Origin of the sequence: Variovorax sp. M-6, assembly GCF_052114385.1 — a bacterium.
GTDB lineage: Bacteria > Pseudomonadota > Gammaproteobacteria > Burkholderiales > Burkholderiaceae_C > Variovorax.
Genome location: NZ_JBFREQ010000022.1, coordinates 1 through 14,105 on the forward strand (window position 1 = coordinate 1; position 14,105 = coordinate 14,105).

At 67.1% G+C, this 14,105-nt stretch carries 13 protein-coding genes and 1 tRNA gene; 5 read left to right on the forward strand and 9 right to left on the reverse strand.

From position 1 onward, the window contains the following. Positions 1 to 511: 511 nt before the first annotated feature. From queF to yaaA, 4 genes are read right to left on the reverse strand one after another with little or no spacing between them, the layout of a single operon-like run. Positions 512 to 1,369 carry an NADPH-dependent 7-cyano-7-deazaguanine reductase QueF gene (gene queF / locus AB4Z46_RS22375; protein WP_442285742.1) on the reverse strand — a complete coding sequence of 286 codons (858 nt, stop codon included), beginning with the start codon at positions 1,367 to 1,369 and terminating at the stop codon, positions 512 to 514. Then, entirely contained in the window at positions 1,366 to 2,259 is an 894-nt protein-coding gene (locus tag AB4Z46_RS22380) for an alpha/beta fold hydrolase (RefSeq protein ID WP_442285743.1), read from the reverse strand. Before AB4Z46_RS22380 ends, queF begins: the two co-directional genes overlap by 4 nt. A 10-nt stretch (positions 2,260 to 2,269) precedes the next feature. Next, positions 2,270 to 3,115 carry a 2OG-Fe(II) oxygenase gene (locus tag AB4Z46_RS22385; RefSeq protein ID WP_442285744.1) on the reverse strand — a complete coding sequence of 282 codons (846 nt, stop codon included), beginning with the start codon at positions 3,113 to 3,115 and terminating at the stop codon, positions 2,270 to 2,272. Then, on the reverse strand, positions 3,112 to 3,921 hold the full coding sequence (gene yaaA / locus AB4Z46_RS22390) for a peroxide stress protein YaaA (protein ID WP_442285745.1): 810 nt from the start codon (positions 3,919 to 3,921) through the stop codon (positions 3,112 to 3,114). The genes AB4Z46_RS22385 and yaaA overlap by 4 nt, the downstream gene beginning before the upstream one ends. Before the next feature lie 142 nt (positions 3,922 to 4,063). On the opposite strand from yaaA, the gene AB4Z46_RS22395 reads away from it, so the two are divergent. Together AB4Z46_RS22395 and galU are read left to right on the forward strand one after the other, a co-directional pair. Then, positions 4,064 to 6,934: a valine--tRNA ligase gene (locus AB4Z46_RS22395; RefSeq protein WP_442285746.1), complete on the forward strand. Its 2,871-nt coding sequence runs from the start codon at positions 4,064 to 4,066 to the stop codon at positions 6,932 to 6,934. 93 nt (positions 6,935 to 7,027) lie between these two features. Next, a complete protein-coding gene (gene galU, locus AB4Z46_RS22400) occupies positions 7,028 to 7,918 on the forward strand; it encodes a UTP--glucose-1-phosphate uridylyltransferase GalU (RefSeq protein WP_442285747.1) in 891 nt (296 codons plus the stop codon). Here galU and AB4Z46_RS22405 read toward each other — a convergent pair. The 4 genes from AB4Z46_RS22405 to cysM form a co-directional block, all read right to left on the reverse strand. Continuing rightward, a complete protein-coding gene (locus AB4Z46_RS22405; protein ID WP_442285748.1) occupies positions 7,899 to 8,921 on the reverse strand; it encodes an SGNH/GDSL hydrolase family protein in 1,023 nt (340 codons plus the stop codon). The genes galU and AB4Z46_RS22405 overlap by 20 nt on opposite strands. A 97-nt stretch (positions 8,922 to 9,018) precedes the next feature. Then, entirely contained in the window at positions 9,019 to 9,246 is a 228-nt protein-coding gene (locus AB4Z46_RS22410) for a sulfurtransferase TusA family protein (RefSeq protein WP_442285749.1), read from the reverse strand. A 26-nt stretch (positions 9,247 to 9,272) separates the two neighbouring features. Further along, positions 9,273 to 9,803, reverse strand: coding sequence for an NUDIX domain-containing protein (locus AB4Z46_RS22415; RefSeq protein WP_442285750.1), 531 nt, complete (start codon positions 9,801 to 9,803; stop codon positions 9,273 to 9,275). Positions 9,804 to 9,847: 44 nt separating this feature from the next. Next, positions 9,848 to 10,750, reverse strand: a complete 903-nt coding sequence (gene cysM, locus AB4Z46_RS22420) for a cysteine synthase CysM (protein ID WP_442285751.1) — start codon at positions 10,748 to 10,750, stop codon at positions 9,848 to 9,850. A gap of 40 nt (positions 10,751 to 10,790) precedes the next feature. Between cysM and AB4Z46_RS22425 the strand changes: the two genes are divergently transcribed. Next, a tRNA-Leu gene (locus AB4Z46_RS22425) sits at positions 10,791 to 10,875 on the forward strand. 156 nt (positions 10,876 to 11,031) lie between these two features. Here the strand turns inward: AB4Z46_RS22425 and AB4Z46_RS22430 are convergent. Continuing rightward, positions 11,032 to 11,979, reverse strand: coding sequence for an NAD-dependent epimerase/dehydratase family protein (locus AB4Z46_RS22430; RefSeq protein WP_442285752.1), 948 nt, complete (start codon positions 11,977 to 11,979; stop codon positions 11,032 to 11,034). 38 nt (positions 11,980 to 12,017) lie between these two features. On the opposite strand from AB4Z46_RS22430, the gene AB4Z46_RS22435 reads away from it, so the two are divergent. Both AB4Z46_RS22435 and AB4Z46_RS22440 read left to right on the forward strand, forming a co-directional pair. Beyond that, on the forward strand, positions 12,018 to 13,082 hold the full coding sequence (locus tag AB4Z46_RS22435) for a CDP-6-deoxy-delta-3,4-glucoseen reductase (RefSeq protein ID WP_442285753.1): 1,065 nt from the start codon (positions 12,018 to 12,020) through the stop codon (positions 13,080 to 13,082). 19 nt (positions 13,083 to 13,101) lie between these two features. Beyond that, positions 13,102 to 14,073, forward strand: a complete 972-nt coding sequence (locus AB4Z46_RS22440) for a Bug family tripartite tricarboxylate transporter substrate binding protein (protein ID WP_442285754.1) — start codon at positions 13,102 to 13,104, stop codon at positions 14,071 to 14,073. Positions 14,074 to 14,105 lie beyond the last annotated feature (32 nt).

Below are 14,105 nucleotides of genomic sequence, written 5' to 3' on the forward strand. Positions count from 1 at the left end.
TTCGCCTCAAACGCCCACGCTTATCGGCTGTATATTTTTAACGATCCGTCAAAACAATCTCTTGTTTTGCTTGCTTCGCTGCGATCAGCGGAGCCTTCGATTATGACACGGTTTTTTAAGAACCGGCAAACTTTTTTCGCTTTCTTTCGYTTTCYGCAWYCRCTTCACTTGRAAGYYGCTGCMGTCTGCGTTTTCTGCGGAGCCTTCGATTATGACACRGTTTTTTCAACTTCGTCAAGACCGAAAGATCTTTTTTCTTCCCGCTTCCCTTCGRCYTKCGCAACACCCTCCAGGAGAGATGCCGCACTGYCTTCGTTCAGCGGAGCCTTCGATTATGACTCGTTTTTTACAACTTCGTCAACCGTCTTCGGCTTTTTTCTTCTCCACCGTTTGCTTCGATGACCGCGCCTCCCGGGGGAGCCGCAACCACCGAGTCACCTCAGCAGAGCCGTCGATTATGACACGGTATTCAGGGCTTTCCCTGCCCTCCCCCCACTTTTTGCAGAACGGCCTACTGGCGCGCCGTGCGAGTGTTGGCAGGCAATGCCTGGGGCCAGCTGGTGCGGAAGGGGTTGATGTCCAGCCCACCGCGCCGCGTGTAGCGCGCATAGACCGCCAACTGGGTCGGCTGGCAGCGACTCCAGATGTCCGTGAAGATGCGCTCCGCGCACGGCTCGTGGAATTCGTTGTGGTTGCGGAAGCTCACTATATAGGCGAGCAGGCCCGCCTGGTCGATCGCGGGGCCGTTGTAGCGGATCTGCACGCTTCCCCAGTCGGGCTGGCCGGTCACCAGGCAATTGCTCTTGAGCAGCCGGCTGGTGAGGGTCTCGGTCACGGGCGGTTGTGTCAGGTCGCTGGACAGCAGCTCGGGCGCCGGCTGGTACCGCGTGCATTCGATGTCGAGGCGGTCCAGATCGAGGCCGTCGAGTTCATGCACAGGCTCCTGGTCGAAGACATCGGGCGCCAGCAGCTTCACGCCGATGCTGGCCGAGCGGTCGCTGCCGCGCCATACGGCCTCGCTGAGGTCGGTGCGCAGGCGCTCCCGGACCGCCTGGGCGTCCGCGAACACGGTGCTGTTGAAGCTGTTCAGATAGAGCTTGAAGGACTTGCTCTCGACGATGTTGGGCGTTTCGCAGGGAATCGTGAAATGCGCGATCGCCAGTTGCGGCTTGCCGCGCGCATTGAGCCAGCTCAGTTCGAACGCGGTCCAGAGATCGGCGCCGAAGAAGGGCAGCTTGTCCCTCGCGATCCCCATCGCTTCGCGTTGGGTGGCGCGCGCGATCGGGAACAGCAGGCTGGCGTCGTACTGGTCGACATAGGCCGACGCGCGGCCCAGTTGCGACTGCTCCGGGGTGTTGTCAAGGCTCATATGCGGCTCTCGGCGTTCTCGAGGAATGGAAGGATGTGTTGCATGAGGATCTCGGTCACCGGCGGCGGCAGGTCGTGGCCCATGCCCGGAATCGCGACGAAGCGCGCGCCCGGAATGCGTTGCGCCGAGTCCCGGCCGCAGGCGATCGGCACCAGCGGATCGGCTTCGCCATGCAGCACCAGCGCCGGACTGGCGATGCGCGACAGCAGTTCGGCGCGGCCGCTGTCGGCGACGACCGCAAGCATTTGCCTCACCACGCCGGCCGGCCTATAGGCGCGATGCATGGCGCGCCGGATCCGTTCGGCCACGACCTGGTCGTCCTGCGGATAGGCCGGGCTCTGGATCAGGCGCACCATGCCGAGGCTGTGCGCCACCAGCGCCGCCTCGGTGCGGCTCGGTGGACGCCGCAGCAGGGCCGCTGCGACATCGGGGCGCGGGCCCGGCAGCTTGCGGGCGCCGCTCGAGCTCATGATGCTCACCAGGCTGGCGGTACGATGCGGCGCGCCGGCCGCGAGCCGCTGGGCGATCATGCCGCCCATCGACGCGCCGACCACGTGGGCGCGCGCTATGCCGAGCGCGTCGAGCACGCCGAGCGAATCGTTGGCCATGTCCTGCAGGCTGTACGCCGAACGCACCGGCAAGCCGATGCGCTGGCGCACGCTCTGCCAGAGCAGGTTGCCGGCGCCGGCTTCGTCGAAGCCCTGGCTCAGGCCGATGTCGCGGTTGTCGTGGCGCACGACCCGGTAGCCGGCGTCGACCAGCGCCTGCACGAACTCGTCGGGCCAGCCGATCAGCTGCATGCCGAGTCCCATGACGAGCAGCGCCACCGGCCGCCCTTCCCCGCCGCTGTCCTCGACCTCGATCCGGATGCCGTTGGCTGTGATCTTCATGGCTTGTGTGTCAGGTGAATTCGCGTTCGCGCAGCCACTTGGTCGCGACCCACTTCTCGCCGGCCAGCACAGGCGCGCCGCCGTGCAGGGTTCGGGTGGCCGGATCCGGCCGGTCGTAGCTGAAGAAGACGCCGGTGCCGCGCTTTGGCGCGACTTCGAGGCCGACGTCCGGGAAGCTGGTGGCGCCGCCCTGCTCGGGCTCGTGCAAATACATCACGAGGGTGGCCACGCGCTGGCCGCCGCGCCGCAGGATGGTCGGCGTGCCGGGCTCGCCCGGGTCGAAGTAATCGTAGTGAGGGCGGTACTGGGCGCCCGGCGCATAGCGCAGGACCTGCAAGCCCTCGCCGAACTCGACCGGCCATCGCAGCAGCGCCGCGATGCGCCGCTCGAGCTGCGCGACGATGGCGTTCTCGCCCCGCTCGAAGAACATGCCGTCGCTGGTCCGGTCGACGTTGAGGGCTTCGCCGCCGGTTTGCGTCTCGACGGTGAGCGAACGCGCGAGGCGCTGGCGCGCCGCAGCGATCAGGCCCTCGCATTCATCGTCGGACAGCAGGTCGCCGAAAACGATCACCCGGGGCAGCTGCATCGTCTGCAGCACCTGGACGCGGCGGTCGCCGGCGTCGACATAGAGCGGCGAGACCGACAGATCCGGGCCGGGCATGCGGGCGGACGGAGGCTCGACGGCGACGCCCGCCGCGGCTTGCATCTCGATGCCCTGCAGCGCGGCATCGGCCGCGTCGTCGTGCCATCCTGCGGCGCGCATCGAAGCGCGCAGGCTCGGCACCGAATGCCCGGCCGCGAGTTGGGCCGCGACCCACTCGCGCAACTCGGGGCTGATCGCCTGACCAGATTTCATGTGGATCTCCTGCGGAACACCATCCGATCCGGCTTCGACGCCACGGCGTCGAAGGCATAGCCCTCGAGATCGAATTTCTCCAGCGCCCCGGGCGTGGCCGCCTTGTGCAGCACGGCCCAGCGCGCCATCAGGCCACGGGCCCGCTTGGCGAAGAAGCTGATGATCTTGTAGCGCCCCGGATCGCCCTTGGCGCCGCTGCCGGCCTTCCATTCCTCGAACACGCATTCGACCACGCGGGCCTTGAGTGCGCCTTGATCGACCGACTTGAAGTATTCCTGGGAAGCCAGGTTGATGACCACCGGCGTGCGGTCGGCCGCCAGCCGCTCGTTGAGATGCGGCGCGATGCGCGGGCCCCAGAACGCGTAGAGGTCCTTGCCATGGCGATTGGCGAGCTGCGTTCCCATCTCGAGCCGGTAGGGCTGCAGCAGGTCGAGCGGGCGCAGTACGCCGTAGAGCCCGCTCAGGATGCAGATGTGCTCCTGCGCCCAGGCGAGCTGTTTCTCGCTGAGGGACTTGGCGTCGAGGCCGCCGTAGACGTCGCCATCGAAGGCCAGCGCGGCCTGCTTCGCATTCTTCACGCTGCCCTTGGAGACCCACGCCGCATAGCGCGCGACGTTGAGCGCCGACAGTTTGTCCGACAGGTGCATGAGTTCGGCGATCTGTTGCGGCGATTTCTCGCGCAGGATCCCGATGAGTTCGGCCGCGGGGCTCCTCGGCCCTTCGAAACGGGCCTGGGTGGCGGGCACCGCATCGGGCACCGGTGTCTCGTAGTCGAGCGATTTGGCAGGGGAAAGCAGGAACAGCATCGCCGAATTATCGGCCGCCGGGGCAAAGGTCCGAACTGCGCGCCGCCCCCTTGAGCACAGTGCGCGCGCAGTCGAATAAAATCCCCTCACCTTCACCCCCACAAGCGGCATCCTGCGGGATGCCGCTCGTCTTTGCAACGCCATGAGCGACACCCTGCCCCAACCCGGCCTCGAGAGCCTTTCCAAATCCTTCGAACCCGTTGCCATCGAGGCGCACTGGGGGCCCGAATGGGAGCGGCGCGGCTATGCGGCCGCCGGCTTCCGCGGCACGCAGAAGGCCAAGGAAGGCGCCGCCTCGTTCGCGATCCAGCTGCCGCCGCCGAACGTCACCGGCACGCTGCACATGGGCCACGCCTTCAACCAGACCATCATGGACAGCCTGGCGCGCTATCACCGCATGGCGGGCGACAACACGCTGTGGGTGCCGGGCACCGACCACGCGGGCATCGCGACCCAGATCGTGGTCGAACGCCAGCTGCAGGAGCAGAAGATCAGCCGCCACGACCTGGGGCGCAAGAACTTCGTGGCCCGGGTCTGGGAATGGAAGCAGAAGTCGGGCAATACCATCACCAACCAGATGCGCCGCATGGGCGACACGGTGGACTGGAGCCGCGAGTACTTCACGATGGACGAGGACCTGTCCAAGGTCGTGACCCAGACCTTCGTGCAACTGTATGAAGAAGGGCTGATCTACCGCGGCAAGCGGCTGGTCAACTGGGACCCGGTGCTCAAGACCGCGGTGAGCGACCTCGAAGTCGAGAGCGAGGAGGAAGACGGCTTCCTCTGGCTCATCGCCTATCCGCTGGAGGACGGCTCGGGCACCCTCACGGTCGCGACCACGCGGCCCGAGACCATGCTGGGCGACACGGCCGTGATGGTCCACCCCGAGGACGAGCGCTACAAGCACCTGATCGGCCAGCACGTGAAGCTGCCGCTGGTCGATCGGCTGATCCCGGTGATCGCCGACGACTACGTCGACCGCGAATTCGGCACCGGCGTGGTCAAGGTCACGCCGGCGCACGACCCCAACGACTATGCGGTCGGTCAGCGCCACAGCCTGCCGAGCCTCTGCGTCTTGACCCTCGACGCCACGATCAACGACAACGCGCCCGAGAAGTACCGCGGGCTCGATCGCTTCGTCGCCCGCAAGGCCGTGGTGGCCGATCTCGAGGCGCTGGGCCTCCTGGTCGAGACGAAGAAGCACAAGCTCATGGTGCCGCGTTGCGCGCGCACCGGCGCGGTGGTCGAGCCGATGCTGACCGACCAGTGGTTCGTCGCCATGACCAAGCCCGACGCCCACGGCCAGTCGATCGCGCAGAAGGCGATCGACGCGGTGCGCTCGGGCGAGGTGAGCTTCGTGCCCGAGAACTGGGTCAACACCTACAACCACTGGATGGAGAACATCCAGGACTGGACGATTTCGCGCCAGCTCTGGTGGGGCCACCAGATCCCCGCCTGGTACGACGCCGACGGCAAGGTCTACGTGGCGCGCAGCGAGGAAGAAGCCCAGGCCCAGGCGCCGGGCAAGACGCTCACGCGCGACGAGGACGTGCTCGACACCTGGTACTCGTCGGCCCTGATCCCATTCTCGTCGCTGGGCTGGCCCGAGAAGACCGAGGACCTCGACCTCTACCTGCCCTCGAGCGTGCTGGTCACGGGCTACGACATCATCTTCTTCTGGGTCGCCCGGATGATCATGATGACCAAGCACTTCACGGGCAAGGTGCCGTTCAAGCACGTCTACATCCACGGCCTGGTGCGCGATTCGCACGGCAAGAAGATGAGCAAGTCGGAAGGCAATGTGCTCGACCCGGTCGACCTGATCGACGGCATCGCGCTGCCCGAGCTGCTCGACAAGCGCACCCAGGGCCTGCGCAAGCCCGAAACGGCGCCGGCCGTGCGCAAGAACACGCAAAAGGAATTCCCGGACGGCATCCCGGCCTTCGGCGCCGACGCGCTGCGCTTCACCTTCGCCTCGCTGGCATCGCTGGGCCGCAGCATCAACTTCGACGCCAAGCGCTGCGAGGGCTACCGCAACTTCTGCAACAAGCTCTGGAATGCCACCCGCTTCGTGCTCATGAACTGCGAAGGCCAGGACTGCGGCCTGCGCGAGCACACCAAGGAAGAATGCGCGGTCGGCGGCCCGGCGCACGGCTACCTGAGGTTCAGCCAGGCCGACCGCTGGATCAGCTCGAAGCTGCAGCGCGTCGAGGCCGAGGTGAGCAAGGGCTTCGAGGAGTACCGGCTCGACAACGTCGCGACTGCGATCTACCAGTTCGCCTGGGACGAGTTCTGCGACTGGTACCTGGAGATCGCCAAGGTCCAGATCCAGCAGGGCGATGCCGCCCAGCAACGCGCCACGCGCCGCACGCTGATCCGCACGCTGGAGACCCTGCTGCGCCTGGCGCACCCCGTGATCCCCTTCATCACCGAGGAACTCTGGCAGAAGGTCGCGCCGGTCGCCGGCCGCGAGGGCGAGTCGGTGATGATCGCCGCCTACCCGAAGAGCCAGCCCGAGAAGATCGACGAGGCGGCCGAGGCCCACGTGGCCCGGCTCAAGTCGCTGGTCGATGCCTGCCGCACGCTGCGCGGCGAGATGAACGTCTCGCCCGCCACCCGCATGCCGCTCTATGCGGTCGCGGACGACGCCGCCAGCAGCGCCTTCCTGCGCGACGCCGCGCCGGTGCTGCAGGCCCTGGCCAAGCTCAAGGAAGTGAAGGTGTTCGACGACGCGGCGGCCTGGTCGGCCGCGGCCGAGGCAGCGCCGGTGGCGGTGGTCGGCGACGTGCGCATCTGCCTGCACATGGAAATCGACAAGGCTGCGGAAAAGGTCCGGATCGGCAAGGAGCTCGCGCGCATCGAGGGCGAAATCGCCAAGGTGAATGCCAAACTCGGCAACGAGGCCTTCGTCGCCAAGGCGCCCCCCGCGGTGATCGAGCAGGAGCGCAAGCGGCTCGCGGACTTCAGTGCCACGCTCGATCGGCTGCGCGACCAGCTTGTGCGCCTCGGCTGACAGACTGGCGCCTGCAACGGCCTTTAGTATTCAGGTCGGTGCCTCGCGGTGCCGACCGTCTCCCCTTTCTTCCTCCTGATCCGACGAAAGCCCATGTCCCAAACTTCGACCCGCATTCGCAAGGCCGTGTTTCCCGTAGCAGGCTTTGGCACCCGATTCCTGCCGGCCACCAAGGCGCAGCCCAAGGAAATGCTGCCCGTGGTGGACAAGCCCCTGATCCAGTACGCGGTCGAGGAAGCCTATGCCGCGGGCATCCGCGACATGATCTTCGTCACCGGGCGCAACAAGCGTGCGATCGAGGATCACTACGACACCGCCTACGAGCTCGAATCGCAACTCGAGGCCAGCGGCAAGGCGGAATTGCTCAACATCGCGCGCTCGGTGATGCCAGAGGACATGACCTGCTCCTATGTGCGCCAGCCTCGCATGCTGGGCCTGGGCCATGCCGTGCTGTGCGCCGAGCATCTGGTGGGCAACGAACCCTTCGCGGTGCTGCTGGCCGATGACCTGATGGTCGGCCCGGCCGACGGCGAGCCGGTGCTGGCGCAAATGACGCGGGTCTTCGGCCAACTGGGCGGCTCCCTGCTGGCCGTTCAGGAAGTGCCCCTGGAACACGTCAGGCGCTACGGCGTCGTCGCCGGCGAGACGGTCGAGAACGGCCTGGTCAAGGTCAGTCGCATGGTCGAGAAGCCGAAGCCCGAGGAGGCGCCTTCGCGCCTGGGCGTCGCCGGCCGCTACATCCTCACGCCGGGCGTGTTCGCCGAGATCCGCAACCAGCCCAAGGGCGCCGGCGGCGAGATCCAGCTGACCGACGGCATCGCCGCGCTGCTGAAGAAGGAGTCGGTCTACGCCTATTCCTACAAGGGCACACGCTACGACTGCGGCAGCAAGGAGGGATTCCTGCAGGCAACGGTCGAACTGGCCCTGGCGCACCCCGAAGTCGGCGGGGCGTTCCGCGACTACCTCAAGAGCCTGGCGCTTTAGGCGGACCGGTCAGCGGCTCCAGGAAGCGGACGACCTCCGCGTCGCTGATCGGGGTCAGCGCCAGGCCGAACGCCTCGTTGAGGCGAGCCACCAGCGATTGCGCCCACAGGGTGCTCCAGACCACGCCGGGATGATCGTCCGCGAGCAAGGCGTTGCCGGGATCGTCGCCCAGCGTGTGGGTCACGCGCAGCTTCGGCCCGATCGCGACCGTCTTGAAGTCCGGCATTCCGGATTCGCCGCGCCCGCCCCAGAGCGCCCTGAACCATGCCAGGTCATCGAAGAAAGCGACATTCGTCCGGCCGGTCGCGACCTGCCTGAGGGCGGCGTTGAATGCATCGAGGGCGGCATTGATGTTCGCGCTTTCGGTCGCCGACTGCCATTTGTCCGCCTGGAGCGGGTCGTCCGCCTCGTTCCCTATGCCCACGACCAGGATGCGCGTGAGCGGATGCGCGGCATGGATCAGCGCCACGGTCCGGTCAATCTCTCCGGCGCAGTAGGCGGTCGCGTCACGCAACTCGGGGGCATTGGGGTCGCGCGCCTGCAGATCGAGCAGGCCGCTCCAGTTGTTGAGCCCGATCCGGATCACGACCACGCCGCGCGTCCAGCGCTCCGGCTCCCGGTCCATCAATTCCACGAGGTGCTGCGCCTGGCGGACGCGGCCGGACAGGAGGTCGAAGCAGGTCGCGCCGGACTTGGCAAAGTTGAAGAGGTAGTCCTCCTTTTTCGGCGTACGCCCTCCCTCCAGACCCAGCCATCCGCGCGCCCAGGCCACGACAGGGCGCCGGCCCCAGCGACCCCAGAGGCCCAAGTCGACTTCTCGCCCGCGCAGGCGCTCCAGGACTTCAGTCCACTGGAAGGTATTCGAACGCCGCGTGCCGCCCCGCTCGGCAGAGCCGGGCGGAAAGGCAATGCGATCCTGGTAGGAGTGGCTGTTGGAGTCCCCGAGGACCGCGAGCGAAATGGCGCCTGCAGGCGCGGCGGGACTGTCAATGCTCAAATCCATTCCATCGCTCCACGGGGCCAGGATCATCGCCGCGGCCAGTCCCGCCAGCGCGGCGGTCGCGGCGATGGTCGGGAGGCCTCTCTGCACGGGGGGCGCGTCAGCGGCGGCGCAGCACGTGAATGAAATCGCTGCCGACCGTCTGCTGATCGACCAGGTCGTTGCCCGTCTGGCGGGCGAACGCCTGGAAGTCGCGCACCGAACCCGGATCCGTGGACACCACCTGCAGCAGCTCGCCGCTGTGCATTTCGTTGAGCGACTTCTTGGCCTTCAGGATGGGCAAGGGGCAATTGAGGCCGCGGGTGTCGAGCTCTTTGTGGATATGCATGGCCGTTCCTTGAAACTGCGAGGATTTTAGGAGGCTGGCCTCGGCCACTCGATGAATTCGGGCTCGTGCCCCCGCGTGCGCAGCCAGTCGGCGAGCGCGTAGCCGGTCCCCGCGGGCCAGCATCTGAGCGCGGGCAGGTCGTAGAGACGATAGTCCACCAGTTCGGGCGAGAGCCGGACCTCGCCATCGGCGACCGCGTGATAGGCGATGATGACCTGGTTCATGCGCTTGAAGTCATAGGCCCCGACCAGATTCAGCTCGCTCGCGTCGAGGTTGGTCTCTTCCTTGATCTCGCGCGCGATGCCCTCTTGCGGCGTCTCGCCGGCCTCCATGAAACCGGTGATCAGCGCATACATCTTGTGCGGCCAGGCGGCATTGCGTGCCAGCAGCACCTGCCCGCGGTACTCGATGATGGCGGCCAGCACCGGCGTCGGGTTGTTCCAGTGCGTCCAGCCGCATGCCGGACAACGCAGGCGCGACTTCGGGCCTCCATCCTCGGCGAGTTCGATGTGGGCCAGCGGCGTGGCGCAGTCGGGACAGAACTTGGGTTCGGGCATGTTTCTTTTCAGTTTTTCACCACGCGCTGCGGGGGTGTTTCATGTCACGCCGGGAAAACGCCGGTCGACAGGTAGCGGTCGCCGCGGTCGCACACCACGAAGACGATGGTCGCGTTCTCGACCGTCTTGGCGATCTCGAGGGCCACCCACAGCGCCCCGGCGGCCGAGATGCCGCCGAAGATGCCCTCCTCACGAGCCAGCCGGCGGCACAGCTCCTCGGCGTTGTCCTGGCTCACATTGACCACCTGGTCGACCCGGCTCGGCTCGTAGATCTTGGGCAGGTATTCCTGCGGCCACTTGCGGATGCCCGGGATGCGCGATCCTTCGTCGGGTTGCGCACCGATGATGCGCACCGCCGGGTTCTTTTCCTTCAGGAACCGCGAGACGCCGGTGATGGTGCCGGTGGTGCCCATCGCGCTCACGAAGTGGGTGATGCGCCCGCCCGTGTCGGCCCAGATCTCGGGGCCGGTGGTCTCGTAGTGGATGCGTGGATTGTCCGGGTTGGCGAACTGATCGAGCACCCGCCCCTTGCCCTGCTGCACCATCTGCTCGGCCAGATCACGCGCGTACTCCATGCCGCCGCTCTTGGGCGTCAGCATCAATTCGGCGCCGAAGGCCTTCATGGTCTGGGCCCGCTCGACCGACAGGTCCTCGGGCATGATCAGCACCATGCGGTAGCCCTTGATGGCCGCGGCCATGGCGAGGGCGATGCCGGTGTTGCCGGAGGTCGCCTCGATCAGGGTGTCGCCGGGCTTGATCTCGCCGCGCTCCTCGGCGCGCTTGATCATCGACAGGGCGGGCCGGTCCTTGACAGAGCCGGCGGGATTGTTGCCTTCGAGCTTGCCAAGGATCACATTGCCGCGCTGCGCGTTGGCTGCCGCATCGATGCGCTGCAGCGCGACCAGCGGCGTTTTCCCAATCGCGTCTTCAATCGTCGGATATTGCATGGGGGCACTGTGCCATAATTTTGAGCTTCCTTCCTTCCGTGCCCGGGTGGTGAAATTGGTAGACGCAGGGGACTCAAAATCCCCCGCCGCAAGGCGTGCCGGTTCGATTCCGGCCCCGGGCACCATGGCTCAAAGCCATGCATCCTGCATCCGCGCAGGCAAAGTTCAGGCGCTGACGTGACCGCTCAAGCCCTGTGATCCTGGAAGACGGGCCATGCCCTCGGCATGAAGAACACTTACGGCTTCATTCGAATCGCGACCCGGCCTGAAGGCGGGAGGCATCAGGCCGACACCTCAACCAGATCCGATTGCAGCCCCGCGGCCACCGTCGGATAGCGCAGCCGCACGCGCAGCTCGCGCTTCAATCGCGTGTTGTCGAGCCGCCGCGATTCGCCCATGAAGCTCAGGAGCGACAAGGGCAGTTGCGCCTGCGCCTCATGGCGCGCGATGCGCGGCGGCAGCGGCAGGCCGTACAGCCTGGCCGCGAGCTCGATGTAGTCGCCCATCTTGATCTCGCTGTCGTCGCTGGCGTGGAACACGCGCTGCGAGCCGCCGCGCCACAGCGCCGCCACGCAGGCACGGGCCAGGTCGTCGGCGTGGATGTGGTTGGAGTAGACGTCGTCCTCGGCGCGCAGCACCGGCGTTCCCCGGCGCAAGCGCTCGCGCGGCGTGCCACCCTCGCGGTCAGGCGCATAGATGCCGGGAATGCGCAGGATGCGCGTGGCGACGCCGGCTCGACCGAGCCAGCGCATCGTGCGCTCGGCATCGACGCGGCGGTGCGCGCGCGGCGTATCGGGACGCACCGCACGCGTCTCGGCGACCAGGGCGCCGCCGCAATCGCCGTAGACCCCGCTGGTCGAGCCGTAGACGAGGGCCGAGGGCAGCGAGCGCAGCCGCAAGGCACGCGCCAGCGCCAGGCTGCGCGCATCGCGCCACCATCGTGCGCCTTCCTCCACGCGGGCCGGCGGGGCCAGATGCAGCACCCGGGTGGCGAGCCCCGAAAGCCGCCGCAGCGACGCCGGCCGGTCCAGATCCGCCACGATCGGCGTGATGCCGGCCTGCCGCAGCAGGGGCACCCGGGCGAGCGAAGAGGTCAGCGCGATCAGCCGCACGCGGCCGCGCAGCAGCCTGGCCGCACGCAGCCCGACGTCGCCGCAACCGACCACGAGCACGCGTTCGCGCCGGAAGCGCGAGGGCATCGCACCGAGGGGGCTGTTGATTGAGGGCAAAATCCGTTCTCCCTTTGAGCAGAGAACGAAGAATACCCATGACCAGCGCAGCGCCGAGCGAAGCGGGCTTTCAGATCACGGTCGAACCCAGCGGGCGCCATTTCGCGGCCTTGGCCGACGAAACCATCCTCGCCGCCGGCATCCGCCAGGGCATCGGCCTTCCCTATGGCTGCAAGGACGGCGCCTGCGGCTCCTGCAAGTGCAAGAAGCTGTCGGGCACGGTCACCCTGGGCCCGCACCAGAGCAAGGCGCTGAGCGCGGAGGAACAGCTGGCCGGCTACGTGCTGACCTGCTGCGCGCGGGCGGAAAGCGACGTGGTGCTCGAATCGCGCCAGGTCACCGAGGCCGGCGCCTTCCCGATCCGCAAGATGCCGGTGCGGGTGCTGGCGCTCGCGAAACAGTCGCACGACGTGGTCCTGCTGCGCCTGCAGCTGCCAGCCGGGGAGCCACTGCAGTTCCATGCCGGGCAGTACGTGGAGTTCATCCTGCGCGACGGCACGCGGCGCAGCTACTCGATGGCCAATGCGCCGCACACGCTGCAGCAGGCGGGCACCGGGCTCGAGCTGCACATCCGGCACCTGCCGGGTGGCAAGTTCACCGACCACGTCTTCGGCGCCATGAAGGAAAAGGAAATCCTGCGCATCGAAGGCCCCTACGGCAGCTTCTTCCTGCGCGAGGATTCCGGCAAGCCGCTGGTGCTGCTGGCGTCAGGCACCGGTTTCGCCCCGATCAAGGCGCTGCTGGAGCACATGAAATTCAAGGGCATCGAGCGTCCGGCGACCCTGTACTGGGGCGGCCGGCGGCCGGAGGACCTGTACATGGACGACTGGGTGCGCACGCAGCTGCAGCAGATGCCCAACCTGCGCTACGTGCCCGTGATCTCCAACGCGGTGCCCGAGGACGACTGGCGCGGCCGGACCGGATTCGTGCACCGTGCGGTGCTGGAGGACTTCGACGACCTGTCGGGCCACCAGGTCTATGCCTGCGGCGCGCCGGTGGTGGTCGATGCCGCGAAGCACGACTATGTCGCCCAGCGCGGCCTGCCGGAAGAAGAGTTCTTTGCCGACGCCTTCACGACCGAGGCGGACAAGGCCCTGCCCTGAGACAAACCCGATGGAATCCATGAACGCCAGAACTTTCCTCCTGACCCTGCTGTCGACCGCCACCTTGCTGGCCGCCAGCCATGCGGCCGCGCAGCAGCGTCCCATCCGGCTCATCGTCCCCTACGCCGCGGGCGGTCCGATCGACGTCACGGCGCGCGTCCTTGCCGAGCGCGTCAAGGACTCGCTGGGCACCGTCATCATCGACAACAAGCCCGGCGCCGGCGGCAACATCGGTGCCGACGCGGTGGCCAAGGCCGCTCCCGATGGCCTGACGATCGGCATCGCGGCCACCGCCACCAACGCAGTCAACCCCTGGCTCTACGCCAAGATGCCCTTCAACGCCGCCACCGACTTCGCGCCGGTGACGCAGATGGTGCGGGTGCCCAACGTGCTGGTCATGAATGCCGAGACCGCCCAGCGCCTGAAGATCGACACGCTGGCCGACCTGATCGCCTACGCCAAGGCCCATCCGGCCAAGCTCAACTACGGCAGCGGGGGCAACGGCAGCGCCGGCCACCTGGCGGGCGAATTGTTCAAGAAGGAAGCGGGCATCTTCGCGGTGCACATCCCTTACAACGGCGGCAATCCGGCGCAGCTCGCGCTGCTGTCGGGCCAGGTCGACTTCAACTTCGACAACCTGGCGACTGCAGCGCCGAACATCCGCTCCGGGAAGCTGAAGGCGATCGCGGTCACGACCGCGCAACGCAGCAGCGCGCTGCCGGAAGTGCCGACGGTGGCCGCCACGCTGAAGGGCTTCTCGATCGACACCTGGTGGGGCCTGGTGGCGCCGGCGGGCACGCCGCCCGAGGTGGTCGCCAAGCTCAACCACGCCTTCGTCGCCGCGCTCGATTCGCCCGACACCAAGACCCGCTTCGCATCGCTGCTGGCTGAACCGGTCGCCAGCACGCCCGAGCAGTTCGGCGCCTTCATGAAGAGCGAGCTGGCGAAGTACGAGAAGGTCGTGAAAGCGACCGGCGCGAAAGTGGACTGACCCCCAGGTTGGCTCACCTCGTGTAGCCGCCC

Coding starts and splice junctions, on each gene's coding strand:
- queF (WP_442285742.1), bottom strand. CDS start 1,369: ATGAGCCTTGACAACACCCCGGAGCAGTCGCAACTGGGCCGCGCGTCG.
- AB4Z46_RS22380 (WP_442285743.1), bottom strand. CDS start 2,259: ATGAAGATCACAGCCAACGGCATCCGGATCGAGGTCGAGGACAGCGGC.
- AB4Z46_RS22385 (WP_442285744.1), bottom strand. CDS start 3,115: ATGAAATCTGGTCAGGCGATCAGCCCCGAGTTGCGCGAGTGGGTCGCG.
- yaaA (WP_442285745.1), bottom strand. CDS start 3,921: ATGCTGTTCCTGCTTTCCCCTGCCAAATCGCTCGACTACGAGACACCG.
- AB4Z46_RS22395 (WP_442285746.1), top strand. CDS start 4,064: ATGAGCGACACCCTGCCCCAACCCGGCCTCGAGAGCCTTTCCAAATCC.
- galU (WP_442285747.1), top strand. CDS start 7,028: ATGTCCCAAACTTCGACCCGCATTCGCAAGGCCGTGTTTCCCGTAGCA.
- AB4Z46_RS22405 (WP_442285748.1), bottom strand. CDS start 8,921: ATGGATTTGAGCATTGACAGTCCCGCCGCGCCTGCAGGCGCCATTTCG.
- AB4Z46_RS22410 (WP_442285749.1), bottom strand. CDS start 9,246: ATGCATATCCACAAAGAGCTCGACACCCGCGGCCTCAATTGCCCCTTG.
- AB4Z46_RS22415 (WP_442285750.1), bottom strand. CDS start 9,803: ATGCCCGAACCCAAGTTCTGTCCCGACTGCGCCACGCCGCTGGCCCAC.
- cysM (WP_442285751.1), bottom strand. CDS start 10,750: ATGCAATATCCGACGATTGAAGACGCGATTGGGAAAACGCCGCTGGTC.
- AB4Z46_RS22435 (WP_442285753.1), top strand. CDS start 12,018: ATGACCAGCGCAGCGCCGAGCGAAGCGGGCTTTCAGATCACGGTCGAA.
- AB4Z46_RS22440 (WP_442285754.1), top strand. CDS start 13,102: ATGAACGCCAGAACTTTCCTCCTGACCCTGCTGTCGACCGCCACCTTG.